This is a genomic window from Ruegeria sp. YKSF070 (assembly GCF_059612725.1).
In genome coordinates this window covers 1-17,749 of sequence record NZ_JBXWRD010000050.1, presented here as the reverse complement: position 1 = coordinate 17,749, position 17,749 = coordinate 1, and the positions used below count along the sequence as shown (strand labels likewise).

Annotated in this window: 12 protein-coding genes; 5 read left to right on the top strand and 7 right to left on the bottom strand. The window is 63.8% G+C overall.

Annotated elements, in window-relative coordinates; translation table 11 throughout:
- Positions 1 to 24: 24 nt before the first annotated feature.
- The 5 genes from AC2FL1_RS19300 to AC2FL1_RS19280 all read right to left on the bottom strand — a co-directional run bounded on the left by AC2FL1_RS19300 (position 25) and on the right by AC2FL1_RS19280 (position 6,749).
- On the bottom strand, positions 25 to 1,542 hold the full coding sequence (locus AC2FL1_RS19300) for an ABC transporter ATP-binding protein (protein WP_496877999.1): 1,518 nt from the start codon (positions 1,540 to 1,542) through the stop codon (positions 25 to 27).
- Entirely contained in the window at positions 1,539 to 2,507 is a 969-nt protein-coding gene (xdhC, locus tag AC2FL1_RS19295) for a xanthine dehydrogenase accessory protein XdhC (protein WP_496877998.1), read from the bottom strand. Before xdhC ends, AC2FL1_RS19300 begins: the two co-directional genes overlap by 4 nt.
- Entirely contained in the window at positions 2,497 to 4,827 is a 2,331-nt protein-coding gene (gene xdhB, locus AC2FL1_RS19290; RefSeq protein WP_496877997.1) for a xanthine dehydrogenase molybdopterin binding subunit, read from the bottom strand. The genes xdhC and xdhB overlap by 11 nt, the downstream gene beginning before the upstream one ends.
- Positions 4,824 to 6,209, bottom strand: coding sequence for a xanthine dehydrogenase small subunit (gene xdhA, locus AC2FL1_RS19285; RefSeq protein WP_496877996.1), 1,386 nt, complete (start codon positions 6,207 to 6,209; stop codon positions 4,824 to 4,826). Before xdhA ends, xdhB begins: the two co-directional genes overlap by 4 nt.
- Positions 6,210 to 6,524: 315 nt before the next feature.
- Complete coding sequence (locus AC2FL1_RS19280; protein WP_496825872.1) at positions 6,525 to 6,749, bottom strand: hypothetical protein; 225 nt, start codon at positions 6,747 to 6,749, stop codon at positions 6,525 to 6,527.
- Between the two features lie 196 nt (positions 6,750 to 6,945).
- Here AC2FL1_RS19280 and dnaE point away from each other — a divergent pair, with 196 nt between their 5' ends.
- Complete coding sequence (gene dnaE, locus AC2FL1_RS19275) at positions 6,946 to 10,446, top strand: DNA polymerase III subunit alpha (RefSeq protein WP_496877995.1); 3,501 nt, start codon at positions 6,946 to 6,948, stop codon at positions 10,444 to 10,446.
- A 163-nt stretch (positions 10,447 to 10,609) separates the two neighbouring features.
- On the top strand, positions 10,610 to 11,095 hold the full coding sequence (locus tag AC2FL1_RS19270; protein ID WP_496877994.1) for a DUF805 domain-containing protein: 486 nt from the start codon (positions 10,610 to 10,612) through the stop codon (positions 11,093 to 11,095).
- A gap of 260 nt (positions 11,096 to 11,355) precedes the next feature.
- Here the strand turns inward: AC2FL1_RS19270 and AC2FL1_RS19265 are convergent, their stop codons facing one another.
- Both AC2FL1_RS19265 and AC2FL1_RS19260 read right to left on the bottom strand, forming a co-directional pair.
- Positions 11,356 to 12,252, bottom strand: a complete 897-nt coding sequence (locus AC2FL1_RS19265; RefSeq protein WP_496877993.1) for a CobW family GTP-binding protein — start codon at positions 12,250 to 12,252, stop codon at positions 11,356 to 11,358.
- The gene (locus AC2FL1_RS19260; RefSeq protein WP_496877992.1) at positions 12,252 to 13,895 is read right to left on the bottom strand and encodes an amidohydrolase; all 1,644 of its coding nucleotides are present in this window, start codon (positions 13,893 to 13,895) and stop codon (positions 12,252 to 12,254) included. The genes AC2FL1_RS19265 and AC2FL1_RS19260 overlap by 1 nt, the downstream gene beginning before the upstream one ends.
- A gap of 98 nt (positions 13,896 to 13,993) precedes the next feature.
- Here AC2FL1_RS19260 and AC2FL1_RS19255 point away from each other — a divergent pair, with 98 nt between their 5' ends.
- The 3 genes from AC2FL1_RS19255 (at position 13,994) to AC2FL1_RS19245 (ending at position 17,666) form a co-directional block, all read left to right on the top strand.
- A complete protein-coding gene (locus AC2FL1_RS19255) occupies positions 13,994 to 14,956 on the top strand; it encodes a LysR family transcriptional regulator (RefSeq protein WP_496877991.1) in 963 nt (320 codons plus the stop codon).
- 90 nt (positions 14,957 to 15,046) lie between these two features.
- Complete coding sequence (locus AC2FL1_RS19250; protein WP_496877990.1) at positions 15,047 to 16,621, top strand: ABC transporter substrate-binding protein; 1,575 nt, start codon at positions 15,047 to 15,049, stop codon at positions 16,619 to 16,621.
- A gap of 67 nt (positions 16,622 to 16,688) precedes the next feature.
- The gene (locus AC2FL1_RS19245; RefSeq protein ID WP_011046412.1) at positions 16,689 to 17,666 is read left to right on the top strand and encodes an ABC transporter permease; all 978 of its coding nucleotides are present in this window, start codon (positions 16,689 to 16,691) and stop codon (positions 17,664 to 17,666) included.
- Positions 17,667 to 17,749: the final 83 nt, after the last annotated feature.

Genomic DNA, 17,749 nt, shown 5'->3' with positions numbered 1-17,749 from the left:
TTCTTCTTGTTGTCGGGGGAAAGGTCAGACATGCGCCACCTCCATCCCGTGGGCGCCGCCCATCATCAGGCCGATCTCGTCCACGGTCAGCCCGACAGTGGTGCGCGGCGCGCTCAGCCGCCCCTCGTTCAGCGCCGCGAACGTGTCCGAGATCTCCATCAACTCGTCCAGGTCCTGGCTGATGCAGACCACCGCCGTGCCCTTGGCCGCCAGATCCAGAAGCGCCTGCCGGATCGCGGCGGCCGCCGATGCATCCACACCCCATGTGGGCTGGTTCACCACCAGCACGTCCGGGTTCTGCAACACCTCGCGCCCGATGACGAATTTTTGCAGGTTGCCGCCCGAGAGCGAGCGCGCCGCGTTTTCCGGCCCCGGCGTGCGCACGTCGAATTCCTTGATGATCCTCTCTGCGAATGCCTGCGTTTCGGCCCATTTCAGGAACCCGTTGCTTTCCAGCCCCTCGCGCACCGATCCGGTGAGCAGCGCGTTTTCCGTCAGGCTCATATTGGGCGCCGCCGCATGGCCCAGCCGCTCCTCGGGCGCCGTCAGCAGGCCCAACCGCCGCCGCGCCACCGGGCCCAGCCGGCCCACCGGCTGGCCATCCTTCTTGACCGCGTCCGCGGCCGTCAGGATCTCGCCCGACAAGACGGCCAAGAGCTCGTCCTGCCCGTTGCCCGCAACCCCGCCGATGCCCAGAACCTCGCCTTTGCGCACCGTCATATGCACATTTTTCAGCGAGGTCCCGAATTCGCTGGGCGAGGGCACCGACAGGCCCGAGATATCCAGCGCGATCTCGCCGAACTCCCGGCCCGACCGTTCCGGCGTCTTCAGCGCCGTGCCCACCATCATTTCGGCCATGTCGCGGGCCGAGGTCTCTCGCGGGGTGCATTCGCCCACGTTCTTGCCCAGCCGCAGGATGGTCGCGTGGTCGCAAAGCGTGCGGATCTCCTCCAGTTTGTGGCTGATATAGAGGATCGAGGTGCCCTCGGACCGCAGTTTTTGCAGCGTCTGGAACAGGATCTCGACCTCCTGCGGCGTCAGCACGCTGGTCGGCTCGTCCATGATCAGCAGCTTGGGGTCCTGGAGCAGGCAGCGGATGATCTCGACCCGCTGCCGCTCGCCCGCGCTCAGGTCGCCCACCGTGCGGAACGGATCAAGCGGCAGGCCATAGGTCTCGCTTACCTCGCGGATGCGCGCGGCCAGATCGCCCATTGCGGGCGGATTCTCCATCCCCAGCGCGATATTCTCGGCGACGTTCAGCGCATCGAACAGAGAGAAATGCTGGAACACCATGGCAATCCCGTCAGCGCGCGCCGCGCGCGGCTCGGGCGGCGCATAAGGCGCGCCGCGCAGGGTCATGCTGCCGCTGTCGGGCTTGACCAGCCCATAGATCATCTTGACCAGCGTGGACTTGCCCGCGCCGTTCTCACCCAGTAGGGCATGTACCTCGCCCTCGCCAATGTCGAAACTGACATTGTCGTTGGCGACCACGCCGGGATAGGCCTTGGTCAGCCCCTTGATGCTCAGAAGTGGTTTGCTCACGCGCTCAGCTCCTTCCTTGTCGTTTCGCTATGCGCCGGGCTCAAGAGTCGGGCGGCAACGCCAATGGCGATGCTGGCGGGATGTTTGCCCAGGGCGGGATCGCCGATTGGGCAGGTGATGCGACCGATCTGCTGCGGCGCGTGACCAAGCGCGGCCAGCCGCGACCGGAATCGCGCCCATTTGGTAGCCGAGCCAATCAGCCCGGCAAAGGCAAAATCGCGCCGCAGCAACCGGTTGCACAGTTCCAGGTCCAGTTCGTGCGAATAGGTCAGGATCAGATGCTCGGCCTCTTTCGGCGCATAGACAACCAGATCGGCAGGCCGCGCCGCGGGGAGTCGGGTAACCCCGTCGGGTATCGTTTCGGGAAACCGTTCGGGTGCCGTATCGACCCAGGTGATGGCGAAGTCGGGCAACGGGGACAGCGCATTCACCAGCGCCCGGCCGACATGGCCGGCACCCCAGATCCACAATTGCCGGGAGGGTTGCAGGACAGGCTCAACCATCCAGTCGTCAATCAGTTGAGGTTCAGGAGGCAATCCCTGTCCGCGCGCCTGTGCGAGCAGGCGCTTGATCGTGAGAGGTGCGCCGGAAACCTGCAAGGTTTCCGGTCCGTTTTCCGCGCCGGAAAACGGCAGCGCGGGCCGCGCGACCACCGTGCCATCGACCGTGTCAATCCGCGCCGCGTCCCAGCTTTCCGTCAACAGCGTCACCGCCCCGCCACAGCATTGGCCCAGCTCCGGCCCCAGTGCATGCCGGCTCAGCCCAAGCCGACCGGCGCGCGCCGCCTCGGCCGCCTGAAACTCTAGCGCGCCGCCGCCAATGGTGCCCGACTGGCCGTCTTGCCAGACCAGCATCGCCGCGCCCACCTCGCGCGGGGACGATCCCCTGATCGCCGCGATCACCACCCGGGACACTGGCCCATGTTCGGCCACCGCCGCGCGCAGTCCCTCCAGCTCAAACGCCATCGCCAAGCCTCCGGATGCCTTTCCAGACCTCCTCCGCCGTCGCGGGCGCATTCAGCGCCGGATAGGCATCGCCACAGGACGCCACCGCATCAGACAAAGCCAGCCAGGCCGAGATGCCCAGCATGAACGGCGGCTCGCCCACCGCCTTGGACCGGTAGATCGTGTCCTCACGGTTCTGCCCGTCCCAAAGCGCCACGTTGAACACCTCGGGCCGGTCCGAACAGGCCGGGATCTTGTAGGTCGAGGGCGCATGCGTCCTGAGCCGCCCGTGATCGTCCCAGACCAGCTCTTCGGTTGTCAGCCAGCCCGCGCCCTGCACATAGCCGCCCTCGACCTGGCCGATATCCAGGTCCGGGTTCAGCGAGGCCCCGGCATCATGCAGGATATCGGTCCGCAGGATGCGGTATTCGCCGGTCAGTGTGTCCACCGCCACCTCGGTCACCGAGGCGCCATAGGCAAAGTAGTAAAACGGCCGCCCGCGTCCCTGGATGCGGTCCCACTCGATCTTGGGCGTCTTGTAGAACCCCGTCGCCGACAGGCTGATCCGCCCCTGATAGGCCAGCGCCGCCGCCTCGGCAAAGCTATAGCGCGCCTCGCCCACCTCGACGTGCCCATCCACGAACCGGACCGAGGCGACCTCTGCCTGATGCCGCTCGGCGAGATACGCCGCCATCCGGTCGCGGATGGTGTCGCAGGCGGCCTTGACCGCCATGCCGTTCAGGTCCGACCCCGACGAGGCCGCCGTGGCTGAGGTATTGGGCACCTTGGCGGTATCGGTGGCGGTGATCTTCACCATCTCCAGCGGAATGCCGAACCGGCTTGCGGCCACCTGCGCCACCTTCTGGAACAGGCCCTGGCCCATCTCGGTGCCGCCATGGTTCAGATGCACGGACCCGTCCTGATAGACATGTACCAGCGCGCCCGCCTGGTTCAGATGGGTCAGGGTGAACGAAATGCCGAACTTCACCGGCGAAAACGCGATGCCCCGCTTGACGATCGGGTTGGCCGCGTTCCACGCCGCCACCGCCGCCTTGCGCGCGGCGTAATCCGACGATGCCAGCAGCGCCTCGGTCATCCCGTGCAGCTCGAAATCCTCGACCAACTGCCCATAGGGCGTGGTGTTTTCCTTCATTTCGCCGGAAATACTCCGGGGGGTGTGGGGGGCAGAGCCCCCCGTCGGCGCGGCATAATAATTGCGCTGCCTCAACTCGACCGGGTCAATCTCCAGCACATGCGCGGCATGATCCATCACCCGCTCGATCCCGACCATGCCCTGCGGCCCGCCGAACCCGCGATAGGCGGTGGCGGACTGGGTATTGGTCTTCAGCCGGTGGCTTTCGATCCGGGCGTTGGGCAACAGATAGGCATTGTCCGCATGCAGCATCGCCCGGTCCGCCACCGGCAGCGACAGGTCCTGCGCCCAGCCGCAGATCGCGTGATGCAGGAAGGAGACGCCCTGAATCCGCCCCTCCGTGTCGAATCCGGCGCGATAGGCGATGCGGAAGGCGTGGCGCTTGCCGGTGATCACCATGTCGTCGTCGCGGTCATAGCGCATCTTGCAGGCACGCCCCGTGGCGCGCGCCGCCACGGCGCAGGCCACCGCCAGCGCGTTGCCCTGGCTCTCCTTGCCGCCGAAACCGCCGCCCATGCGGCGGGTCTCGACCCGGACGGCGTGCATCGGCACGCCCAAAGCCTCGGCAACCTTGTGCTGAATCTCGGTCGGGTGCTGGGTGGAACTGTGCACCAGCATGTCACCGCCCTCGCCGGGCAGGGCCAGCGCGGCCTGACCTTCGAGATAGAAATGCTCCTGCCCGCCCAGCTCGAACGTGCCTTCGATCACATGCGTCGCCCCGGCAATCGCCGCCTCGGCATCGCCTTTCTCATAGATGCGCGGCCCGTCCTCGAACCGGCTGTTGGCCGCCAGCGCCTGTTCGATGGTCAGGATCGCGGGTTCCTCGGCATAGTCGATCCGTGCCCGCCGTACCGCCTTGCGCGCGGCCAGGTGGCTGGTGGCCACCACCACGAAAAGCGGCTGCCCCACATAATGAACGGTACCGTCCGACAACAGCGGCTCGTCGTGGACCGAGGGTGAGACATCGTTGGCAAAAGGCAGGTCATCGGCCGTCATCACCATCACCACGCCGGGGGCGCTCCTCACCTCTTCGAGGTTCATCGCGGTGATCCGCCCCTTGGCGATCGTGCTCAGGCCAAAGGCGAGGTGCAGCGTGTCGCGCGGAGTGGGGATATCGTCGACATAGCGGGCGGTGCCGGCCACATGCAGCGGTGCCGCGTCATGCGGCAGGGGTTTGGCGACGCTCATGCCCGTACCTCCAGCACATTGGCCAAATGGCCCTGATCCTCGGCGTAATAGCGGCGCAGCATCGCCTTGGCGGTCTCCATCCGGTAGCGGGCCGAGGCGCGCATGTCCGACATCGGGGTGAAATCGGCCTCGAACTCTGGCAGGGCCGCGTTAACAACCTGTTGCGTCCAGGGCTGGCCGATCAGCGCCGCCTCGACCGCGCGGGCGCGTTTCGGGATGCCCGCCATACCGCCAAAGGCGATGCGGGCGGCGGTGACGGTGCCGCCCTCGGCGGTGATGTTGAAACAGCCGCAGACGGCCGAGATGTCCTGATCGAAGCGCTTGGACAGCTTGTAGCATTTCAGCCGGTCGGGCTGGCGCGGGAAGCTCACCGCCTCGACAAATTCACCCGGCTCGCGGTCCTGCTTGCCGTACTCGAGAAAGAACGCCTCGAGCGGCAAGTCGCGGCGCGTGTCACCCTTTCGCAGATGCAATGTCGCCCCCAGCGCGATCAGCGCGGGCGGGTTGTCGCCGATGGGCGAGCCATTGGCGATGTTGCCGCCGACAGTGGCGGCATTGCGCACCTGCACGCTGGCATAGCGGCGGATCATCTCGCCATAGGAGTGGTGCAGGGGTGCTACGGCGTCGCGCATTCGGTTCATGTCCACCATGGCGCCTAGGCGCACATGCGTGTCGGTGATCTCGATCTCTTTCAGATCGGCGCAGCCAGAGAGGAAAATGACCTTGGGCAGGTCGCGCAACTGCTTGGTGACCCAGAGGCCCACGTCGGTCGCTCCGGCGACCAGCGTGGCGTCTGGGTGGGCGGCATAGAGTTCCGCGAGTTCATCGGAGGAGGAGGGGGGGGGGGGGGGCTCTGCCCCCCGGCCTGCGGCCTCCCCCCGGAGTATTTCCGGCGAAATGAAGGCACGATCGCTATGGAGCCACTCAGGTTTGGGCGCATCCTCGACCGCGCGGGCGGCGCGGATGATCGGGGCATAGCCGGTGCAGCGGCAGAGATTGCCAGCCAACTGGGTGTCGTGGTCGGTGGCGCCCTCGGCATGGCCCGCGACCATCGACATCACGAAGCCCGGCGTGCAAAAGCCGCACTGGCTGCCGTGATGGGTGACCATGGCCTGTTGCGCCGGATGGCTGCCGCCCAGCCCTTCGACCGTGCGCACCGCCTTGCCATGAAGCTGCGGCAAAAACAGGATACAGGCGTTCAGCGCGTGGGTGCCATCGGCATCGCTGACGGCCACGGTGCAGGCGCCGCAATCGCCCTCGTTGCAGCCTTCCTTGGTGCCGGTCAATCCGCGTGCCTCGCGCAGCCAATCGAGCAGTGTCGCCGTGGGGTCGACCCCTGCCAGCGTGACTGTCTCTCCATTCAGAAGAAACGAGATGTCCATCCTGTGAAACCGGTCGCGTTACCCTGTTGGCCCATGACTGCCCACCTTCGATGCGACGTAGAAAGGGGCCGGGCTGTTGTCTGACAGGAAGGTTAGAAACCGGAACCGTTGTCTGGCAAGAAAAACTCAATCTGCAATGCAGCAATTTTCGACAACTTGTCGCAAGAGGGGGCCTCGGCGCTAAAATTTACTCATTTGAATCATCTATTTGCCAAGGTGGCTGGAAAATGACTTTGAAAGACCTTCCGGTTTTGACGAATAATCATCTCTGGCTGTTTGGGAGATTGACGGTAGTTTCCGACCTTGCCGCTCGTATCAGAACAATCTGGCGCTCCGAGACAGGCCGATGACATTGGCCAGTATCCCGACCGCCAGCGCAAGACGCTGGAACAGAGCCTTGTCGATATTGCAGCTGAGACTAAAGGACAGGATGGCAATGATCTCGGTGGGCGTCTTGGTGGCGTTTACACTGACCGAGATCAGCGGCGGCGGCACGCCCTGCGCCAGCAGGATCGAGGCCGAGATGATGCCGAACCCCATGCCTGGGGCGCCGTCCGCAAGCTGCGCGAAAAGGCCGACAAGGGAAGAGGTGAGGACCAGAACCACGGGGACATGGGCGACAAAGAGAACCCTGCCATCTGGCTAAGCCATTCGTTTGTCCCCGCAATCGGGCTTTTTGCCAGTTGCAAAGCATCCGCCGTGGCGCCTCTGAACCGGATCGCCTATCGTCGCGGGTATGAGCAGTGATCCCCGATTCATCCATCTTCGTCTTCACACCGAATACTCGCTCCTCGAAGGCGCGGTTCGGCTCAAGAAATTGCCTGCGCTCTGCGACAAGATGGGCATGCCGGCAGTGGCGGTGACTGATACCAACAACCTGTTTGCGGCGCTGGAGTTTTCGGTCGCAGCCAGCGGGGCGGGTATTCAGCCAATCATCGGATGCCAGATGGATTTGGCCTATGTCGAAACGATGCCCGGGGAAAAGCCCAAGCCACCGGCGCCGCTTGTTCTGCTGGCGCAGAGCGAGGCCGGGTATGAGAACCTGATGAAGCTGAACAGCTGCCTTTACGTGGACAAGGGCGGGCAACTGCCGCAGGTCACGCTGGAGGAGCTGGACGCGCTGGGCGACGGGCTGATCTGTCTCAGCGGCGGGCCGGACGGTCCGGTCGGGCGCCTGTTGCAGCAGGGCCAGCGCCCGGCGGCCGAAGCGCTGGTGGACCGGCTAGCGGCGATATTTCCTGACCGGCTCTATATCGAGTTGCAGCGCCATCCGGGAGAGGATGGGGCTCCCCAAGCCGAACGGTTGACGGAACGCGGCCATGTGGAAATGGCTTATGCCAAGGGTCTGCCGCTGGTGGCCACCAACGATGTCTATTTCCCCGAGGCCGGCATGTACGAGGCGCATGACGCGCTGATCTGCATCGCCGACGGCGCCTATGTGGATCAGGCCGAGGGCCGCCGCCGCCTGACCGCGCAGCATTACCTGAAATCGCCGCAAGAGATGGCGACCCTGTTCGCCGACCTGCCCGAGGCGATCGAGAACACCGTCGAGATCGCGCGGCGTTGTGCCTTCATGGCCTATCGCCGCGACCCGATCCTGCCGAAATTTGCCGATGACGAGGTCGTGGAACTGCGGCGCCAGGCCAACGAGGGCCTGCAGGCGCGATTGGCCGTCATCCCGCACGCGGTCAGCCCCGAGGAGTATCAGAAACGGCTCGATTTCGAGTTGGATATCATCGAGGGTATGGGTTTTCCCGGATACTTCTTGATCGTGGCCGATTTCATCAAATGGGCCAAGGATCATGATATTCCGGTGGGGCCGGGGCGGGGTTCGGGTGCGGGCTCGCTGGTCGCCTATGCGCTGACCATCACCGACCTTGATCCGCTGCGCTATTCGCTGCTGTTCGAGCGCTTCCTGAACCCCGAGCGGGTCTCGATGCCCGACTTCGATATCGACTTTTGCATGGACCGGCGCGAAGAGGTGATCCGCTACGTGCAGGAGAAATACGGCCGCGACAAGGTGGGCCAGATAATCACCTTTGGTGCGCTGCTGTCCAAGGCCGCCGTGCGCGACATCGGGCGGGTGTTGCAGATGCCCTATGGCCAGGTCGATCGTCTGTCCAAGATGATCCCGGTCGAGGGGGTCAAGCCGGTCAGCATCGAGAAAGCGCTGAAAGACGAGCCGCGCCTGCGTGAAGAGGCCCGCAACGAAGAGGTGGTCGACCGGCTGCTGACCTATGGCCAGCAGGTCGAGGGGCTGCTCAGAAACGCCTCGACCCATGCCGCCGGCGTGGTGATCGGCGACCGGCCGCTGGACGCGCTTGTGCCGCTCTATCAGGATCCGCGCTCGGACATGCCGGCGACCCAGTTCAACATGAAATGGGTGGAACAGGCGGGTCTGGTCAAGTTCGACTTTCTCGGCCTGAAGACCCTGACCGTGATTCAGAACGCGATGGATCTGATCTTCAAGTCTGGGCGTCCGCTGCATGTGGCCGCCGACGGGCGGCAGCTTTACGAGCCCGCCGAGGGCGCCGAGAACCAGATCAACGCCATCCCGCTGGACGACGTGCCGACATACAAGCTCTACTCGGCGGCCAAGACGGTGGCGGTGTTCCAGGTGGAAAGCTCGGGCATGATGGATGCGCTCAAGCGCATGAAGCCCACCTGTATCGAGGATATCGTGGCCCTTGTGGCGCTTTATCGTCCCGGCCCGATGGAGAATATTCCGGTCTATTGCGAGGTGAAGAACGGGCTGCGCGAGATCACTTCGGTGCATCCGCTGATCGATCACATCCTTGAGGAAACGCAGGGTATCATCGTCTATCAGGAACAGGTGATGCAGATCGCGCAGGTGATGGCGGGCTACAGCCTGGGCGGCGCCGACCTGCTGCGCCGGGCCATGGGCAAGAAGATCAAGGAGGCGATGGACGCCGAGCGGCCCAAGTTCGAAAAGGGCGCGGCAGAGAACGGCGTCGATGCCAAGAAGGCCTCCGAGGTGTTCGACCTGCTCGAAAAATTCGCCAACTACGGTTTCAACAAATCGCACGCCGCCGCCTATGCGGTGGTCAGCTATCAGACCGCCTGGCTCAAGGCCAACCATCCGGTGGAGTTCATGGCGGGTGTCATGAACTGTGATATCCACCTGACTGACAAGCTGGCGGTCTATTTCGAAGAGGTCCGCAAGGGGTTGGGCCTGCCTTACGTTCCGCCCTGCGTGAACCGGTCCCAGGCCACGTTCGACGTGGTAGACGGAGAGTTGGTCTATGCGCTGGGCGCGCTCAAGAACGTGGGCGTCGAGGCGATGCGCCTGGTGGTCGAGGGGCGCGGAGAGCGTCCCTTTGTCAATCTGTTCGATTTCGCTCGCCGGGTGGACCTGAAAAGGGTCGGCAAGCGCCCGCTAGAGATGATGGCGCGCGCCGGGGCCTTTGACCAGCTCGACCCCAACCGCCGCCGCGTCTTTGACAGTATCGAGGCGCTGATGGCCTATTCCGGCGCTATTTTCGAGCAGAAAAGCTCGAACCAGGTCTCGCTCTTTGGCGAGGCGGGTGACGACCTGCCCGAACCGCGTCTGGCGCAGGCACCCGACTGGCTGCCCGCCGAGCGCCTGTCGGAAGAGTTCAAGGCCATCGGCTTCTACCTCTCGGGTCACCCGCTCGACGACTACATGCTCTCGCTGAAACGCAAGGGTGTGTTGACGCTGGACGAGGTCACCGAACAGGCGCGCTCGGGTCCGGTGCTGGCCAAGATGGCGGGTGTCGTCGCCGGGCGGCAAGAGCGCAAATCGGCGCGCGGCAACCGTTTTGCCTTTGCCCAGATGTCCGACCCGACCGGCGCCTTCGAGGTCACGCTGTTCTCGGACGTGCTGGAGAAAAGCCGCGAATTCCTCGAAACCGGCTCCCATGTGGTGCTGACCGCCGAGGCGACGATGGAAGCCGACCAGCTGAAGTTGCTGGCCCGCTCGGTCGGCCCTGCCGATGCGGTGGTGGCCGAGGCCGGTGCCACCGGCCTGCGGGTGTTCATGGACAGCGCCGGCGCGGTCGAGACGGTGGCCCATATCCTGGCCGAGGCGGCGCAGGCTGCCCGCAATGCGGCGCGGGGGCCGGTGCAGCTCTGCCTGATGGATCCGGGCCTGCCGGGCGAGGTCGAGATGGATCTGGGGCAGGAGTTTCCCCTGAACCCGCAGATTAAGGGCGCGCTCAAGTCGCTCGACGGGGTGGTGGACGTCGAGGAGATATAGTCGGGTCCGGTCTAGTCGCTGTTCTTGACCTCTGAAATGTCTTCGACCTCCAGTCGACGACGTCCATTCTCATGTGATGAACTCACGATAAAAGCCTGATCTGTCGTTGCTTAGGGATTTCAATGCCAGACGCGGTACAATTCATGATAACCTGCTTGCCCTCATGTCTGACGAACCGACCTTCGACAAAGAAATCAGTGGTTTTTTCCGAGGCACCCTGCATGCATGGAGAAACCGTCGCCTTTCGCGGCCTCAATATGCTGTCACAATGCTGATCCTTGTGGCGATTACTGCCCCAACCGCTTTTCAAGTTGTACGGCTAGCGCTTGCTATAGCATTGGCCGGTGAAGAGACCTTTTTATCGTATTTTTTTCTTGGCTTGTTTGTCTTGTTCATATTGGCGCTATTGATGTTGGCGACAATCGCAAGACGTCTCCGTGACATAGGAGTCCCGGGGACGGGTAGTGTGGTCATCATTTTTCTTTTCTATCTCTCGATCCACGCTTTGGTTCCGGTACTATGGGAAGCCGTGCTGGGTGAGCCCGTCGACATTAGTGGTTTTCCCGAACTGTTGGTTGTAGCACTTGCTCTGCTTCTTGTTGTTGTGCCAACAGACTGGAAAAAGCCCCGCCCGCCGAAAGGATTTTGAATCCTGCGAGGCGGCCAATGGACTTGCCTCCGAGCCGAGACCACGCAGTTCCTTGGGATATACGGCTGTCGGCAATGCGAAGCGAGGCCCGCAGTGGCCTGCATTTTCGCCGGCACGTCGATACGCGCCAAATCGCGGCGCCTCTTTTGGCAGAATGTAGTCAGTTACGCTATCGAGAAGAGTTTCCATTCTGCCACCAGATCAAGGGCGCGATTAAGTCGCTCGACGGGGTGGTGGACGTCGAGGAGATGTGAGGGGTCTCAGGCCGTGACCCCGGCCAGTTCGGCCAGGCCGTCACGGTCCAGACGGTCGCGAAAGCCGATGCAGACAAGGCCCGTTTCATGCGGGCCTTGCGCGGCGGTGACCTCCCACCGGCGGCCCACGGTCTGGATCAGCCACAATGCCCCGTCGACGTCGCGCAGATAGCCCTTGGCGCGGATCACCCCGTGGGGTCCGGTGGCCAGGTCGCGGGCCAGCTCCTCGACTGGCTGGCCTCCTTCCGGGGCCAATACCACACTTTCGAACAGGCGGTCGGAATGGTCAGCGGGCTGGCCCGCGCCGGGGGCGGGCAGCACGCCCAGCAGCGCGCCGGGCGCCACCCGACCGCGTTCGGCCGGGATGGCAATCGCGCCGGGGGCGGCCTCGGCCAGCCATTCCATCAACTGGGTTTGAGCCGCAGGCGCCATCAGGTCTGTCTTGTTCACCACCACGATCTCGGCATCCGAAAGCTGCCGGGTGATGGTGTCGCCGACATAATCGTCCTGAGCGCGCTGGCGCACGGTCTCGCCGTCAACCACCACCACGATCCCGTCGGATCGGATACCTTCGGCCAGCAGCATGGTCGCCACGATGGCACCGGGGATCGCCACGCCCGAGCTTTCCACCAGGATATGTTCGGGACGCGGCTCCATCGCCGCCAGATCGTTGAGCGCGCCGATCAGGTCGCTGCCGAAGGAACAGCAGATGCAGCCCCCCGCGATCGAGATCATGCCGTCCTCTTCGGCCTCGATCAGGTCGGCGTCGATGGGCAGGTCGCCGAATTCGTTGACCAGTACCGCCAGCCGCCGCCCCGCCGCATGGCGCAACAGGTGATTGACCAGCGTCGTCTTGCCGGCACCCAGATAGCCGCCGATGACGGTGACCGGAAGCGGCGCCATCAAAGCGCCGATGCCGGAAAGATGCGCCCGCCCTGCACCGTGCCCCAGACCCCGATATCCTTGAGCGCCATCGGGTCGGCCTGGGTCGGGTCGCTGTTGAGCACCGCGAAATCGGCCCGCTTGCCCACCTCGATCGAGCCGACCTCGCCATCCATATGCAGGGTATAGGCGGCGCCCAGGGTGATCGCGTAAAGCGCCTCGGAAACGCTGATCCGCTCCTCTTCGCCCTGCACCCGGCCCGAGGCGGTGATCCGGTTGACCGCCGCCCAGGCGGTAAAGAGCGGCCCCAGCGGAGTGACCGGCGCGTCCGAGTGAATGGCCATGGGCACGCCGGTATCCAGCGCGGTGCGGCAGGCATTCATCCGGCAGGCGCGTTCGGGTCCCACGGTCAGCCGGTAATGCTCGTCCCCCCAATAGAAATGGTGGTTGGCGAACAGGTTCACATTCATGCCCAGGCTGCGCATCTTGCGGAACTGCGCCGCGTCGGCCATCTGGCAATGTTGCAGGGTAAAGCGGTGGTCGGGGCTGGGATGCGCCTTGAGCGCGGGTTCCAGCATGTCCAGCGCCATCTGGGTGGCCTGATCGCCATTGGTGTGGGTATGCACCTGAAGCCCAGCGGCCAGTGCCCTGTGATAGAGGTCGGACATCTGCTCGGGTGCGGTGTACCACAGTCCGTTGGGCGCGCCATTGTAATATCCGGGCCAGCGCAGCCGCGCGGAAAACCCCTGGATCGAGCCATCGGCCACCGCCTTGATCCGCCCCAGCCGCAACCGCTCGGTCGAGCGCGGCTTGAGTGAAACGCAATAGTCGACGATCTCTTCGGCGCTCATGCCAAAGAACACGCGCAGCGGCACGATACAGGCGGGATAGTCGTCCTCTGCGGTGACCCGCAGCATCATGTCGACGCTGTCATCGGTCAGGCGGGCGGCCAGATCTGTGCAGGTGGTTACCCCCGCCCGCACGCAAAGCTTGCCATAGTCGCGCAGGCCCCGCTCGTCACAATCGGTCATCGCCCGGTCGAACCCCACATGCGGCCCCACCGGTGTCATCGCGTCGGGGCCGTAAAGCGGGCCAAGCGGCAGCCCGTCCTCGCCCAGCGGAATGCCAGGATGGTTCACCCCGGGTTTCATCAGCCCGGCCAGTTCCAGCGCGCGGGTGTTGACATTCATGATATGGCCCGAGGCATGCAGGATGCCGATCGGCCGGGTGGTCGAGACCTGATCCAGCTCTAGCCGGGTCACCCGGCGGTTCTCCATATAGATCGGGTCAAGCGCCCAGGCCGCCAGCGGCGTTTCGGGCCCGCTCATCTGTGCCTCTGCCTCGCGCAGCCGCGCCACCACCGCTTCGATGGATTTCAGACCGGGCCAGACGCGGCCCTCGGGGTCCATCCGGTCGAACCACCCTACATAGACGTTGCGCCAGAGTGTGCCCTCCATCGTGTGGGCATGCCCCTCGACAAAGCCGGGCATCAACACCTTGTCGGCAAAGCGGTCGTCAAGCCGGTAGTCGCCCCAACTGGCCAGCTCCTCGAGCGTTCCGATGCCCAGGATACGCCCGTCACGGACCGCCACGTGACTCACTTCGGGGCGAGAGGGCGCCATGGTGATGATTTTGCGGGCAGCATAGATGATCGTCTCGGCCATGAGGCTCTCCCTGTCTGACAGCCTGAGCTTAGGGCGCTTTCTTTCGTTGAAAAAATGGAATTAACTGGGGGCTAAGGTCGGATTTTTAGGGGAAGCCCATGCTGAACTTTACCCTGAAACAGTTACGCTATGTCGAGGCGGCGGACAGGTCGGGGTCGATTGCCAAGGCGGCTGAAGAGCTGAACATCTCGCAAAGTTCGATCACCGCAGCCATCGACGCGCTGGAAAGTGGGCTGGGCTTCGACCTGTTCGTGCGCACCCCGGCGCGCGGCATCCGCGCCACCGCGTCGGGGCGCGACGCGCTGGGCCTGATCCGCCGGTTCATCCACCAGTCGCACCAGTTCGAAGAGGAACTGAGCTCGCTGGGCGGGCTGACGCGCGGCACCGTCCGCATCGCCTGTTATGCCACCGCCGCCCCCTCGTTCCTGCCGCCTGTCCTGCGCGCGATCACCGAGGGGTTTCCCGATCTCTCGATCCAGCTGCTCGAAGGGAACATGGCCCGGATCATGGAATTCCTCGACGAGGGCGAAGCCGATGTCGCCTTTACCTATTCCCAGGTGCTGAGCGACCGCTGCCGTTTCGAGCCGCTGTTCGAGGCGCCGCCCTATGCGATGGTTTCGGTTGACGATCCGCTGGCGGGCCAGTCCAGCACGACCTTTGCCGAACTGGCGACCCGGCCGATGGTGATGCTCGACCTGCCGCATACGCGCGATTATTTCGTCGGCATGTTCGAGGCGCTGGGTCTCACGCCCAACATCGCCCATTCCACCCGTTCCTCGGAAATCGTGCGCGCGCTGGTGGCGGGAGGCTTCGGGTTCTCGCTGCTCAACATCCGTCCCGTCGACTATCGCGAAAGCGCGTCGCGCTATCGTATCGTGCCGATCCGCGATGCACCGCTCAGTCCGATTTTTGGCATCGCGACCATGGACGGTGCACAGCAAACCCGGATGGTGCGCGCCTTCGTGCAAAGCTGTACCGAGTTGAGGGATCGCGGAGTGTTCGAGGATCTCGTGGTGCGCTGCCCAGTCCAGCCATCCCCGCCATTCCCCGGAAAAATGTGAGAATGAGGCATAATTAATCCTGTTTTTTGGTCTGAATCGGTCGGCTACGCTCGATTCCATAACAAAAGACCCAACCAGGAGGACTACCCCGTGAAGCATCTGTTCAAGGGCCTGATTGCCGCGACCGCCGTCGCGTCTGTTCTGGTCGGAACCACCGCAACAGCCGAGGAGCCGCGCCGGGGCGGCACGCTCAAGACACAGCTTGGCAACAACCTGCGCACCCTCAATTCGGCGGTGCAGTCGGGGATCGTCACCGGTTTCCCGGGCGCCCAGCTCTTTGCCTCGCCGCTGCGCTATGACGACAGCTGGACGCCGCAGCCCTATCTGGCCGAAAGCTGGGAGGTGTCTGCCGACGGTCTCAAGGTCACGCTCAATCTGGTCAAGAACGCGGTGTTTCACGATGGCCACCCGATCACCTCGTCCGATATCGCCTTTTCGGTCAAGGTGATCCAGGAGGCACATCCGTTCAAATCCATGTTCGCGCCGGTCACCTCGGTCGACACGCCGGACGAACATACGGCGGTGTTGAACCTGTCCCATCCGCATCCGGGCCTGATGCTGGCCATGTCGGGTCAGCTGATGTCGATCATCCCCGAGCACATCTATGGCGACGGTCAGGACTTCAAGACGCATCCCCGCAACATCGAGGACGTGGTCGGGTCCGGCCCCTTCAAGCTGGCCGAATACAAGAACGGCGAACATGTGATCCTGGAGCGGTTCGACGACTTTTTCATCGAGGGGCGCCCGTATCTGGACAAGATCGTGATGCGGATCATCACCGACAGTTCCGCCCGCGCCATCGCCTATGAGAACGGCGAGCTGGATTTCGGTGCCTTTGAAAGCGAGCCGCTGATCATCAACCGGCTGAAGAAGGTCGATCACCTGACCGTCACACCCACCGGCTATGGTGCCATCGGTGCGCTGGACTGGCTGGCGATCAACACCACCAAGGGGCCGCTGGCCGACAAGCGGGTGCGCCAGGCCATCGCTTATGCGATCGACAAGAACTTCATCCAGAACGCGCTGATGCAGGGCACGGTGCAGGATTCCAATACTGGCATCCACCCCGACAGCCCGTTCTACAACGCCGACGTCAACACCTATGCGCTGGATCTGGACAAGGCCAATGCCCTGCTGGACGAGGCCGGTTACCCGATGAAGGGGGACGAGCGGTTCGCGGTCAGCATCGACTATGGCTGGCCCTCGGCCAAGCCGCATGTGGAATATGTGCGCGCCGCGCTGAAAAAAGTGGGCATCAATGTCGAGGTCCGCGCCAGCGCCGATTTCCCGACCTGGGCCAAGCGCATGGGCACGATGGATTTCGACCTCAGCTGGGACGCCGTGTTCAACTGGGGTGACCCGTCGATCGGGGTGCACCGCACCTATCTGACCTCGAACATCGCCAAGGGCGTGTGGTCCAACACCCAAGGCTATTCCAACGCCCGGGTGGACGAGTTGCTGGACATGGCCGGCAAAGAGAACGACCCCGAGAAGCGCAAGGCGCTTTATGCCGAGTTCCAGAGCATCGTGAATGACGAGGTGCCGATCTACTTCATCCAGACGCTGCCTTATCACACGGTCTATTCTAACAAGGTGATGAACGCGCCGGTGAACGGCATCTGGTCCACCTCGTCGCCGCTCGATCAGGTCTGGCTGAAAGAGTAACGCGACCGCGACACCGACCCCGGCGGCGCTGGTCCGCCGGGGCAATTCCGAACGGCGGGGTCTTCTGGTGAACTTTCTGCGCGTCACCCTGATACGTATTCTTTATGCCGCGCTCCTGCTGGTTGCGGTTCTGGTGCTGAACTTCTCGCTGATGCATGCGGCGCCAGGGGACGTGGCCGATACCATTGCCCAGGCGGCCGGGGGCATCGACGCCGAGGCGCTGGAGCAGATCCGGCGCGAATACGGGCTGGATCAGCCGTTCCTGGTGCAGCTTGGCCGCTATATCGGCAATGTGCTGCAATTCGATCTGGGCTATTCCTATTTCTACAGCGACAAGGTCACCAACCTGATCCTCAGCCGCCTGCCGGCGACGCTGCTTCTGGTGATCTCGGCACAGCTGCTGGCGCTTGTGGTGGGGGTGGTGCTGGGCGTGTTCTCGGCCCGCAAGCCAAACGGCATTCTCAGCCATTTTGTCACCTTTCTGGCGCTGTTTGGCTATTCGGCGCCGGTGTTCTGGACCGGGTTGCTGATGTTGGTGATGTTCTCGCTGATGGTGCCGCTGTTCCCGGTGGCGGGCATGCGCGATGTCACTGTGGAGGGCGGTTTCTTCGTTCAGGCGCTGGATATCGCCCATCACCTGGTCTTGCCGATGCTGACATTGGCCTCGATCTTTCTGGCACTCTATTCGCGCCTGTCACGTGCCGCGATGATGGAGGTATTGGGCTCGGACTATGTGCGCACCGCCAAGGCCAAGGGGCTGAGCCCGCGGCAGGTGGTCTATAAACACGCGCTGAAGAACGCGCTGTCGCCGGTGATCACGCTGGCGGGGCTACAACTTTCGGCCGTGGTGTCGGGGGCGGTGCTGGTGGAGACCGTGTTTTCCTGGCCGGGTCTGGGCACGCTGGCCTTTCAGTCGATCCTGGCCCGCGACACCCCACTGATCCTGGGCATCCTGTTCTTTTCGGCGCTGGTGGTGATCGTGGGTAACCTGCTGACCGATCTGGCCTTGCGTTTGGTCGATCCGCGCGTGGGGGGCAAGAGATGAGCGAACCCGTGACCCTGCCCGAAGAAGCGCCGGAACAGGCCCGCCATCCCTTTACCGAGGCCTGGGAAATGTTCCGCCGCAAC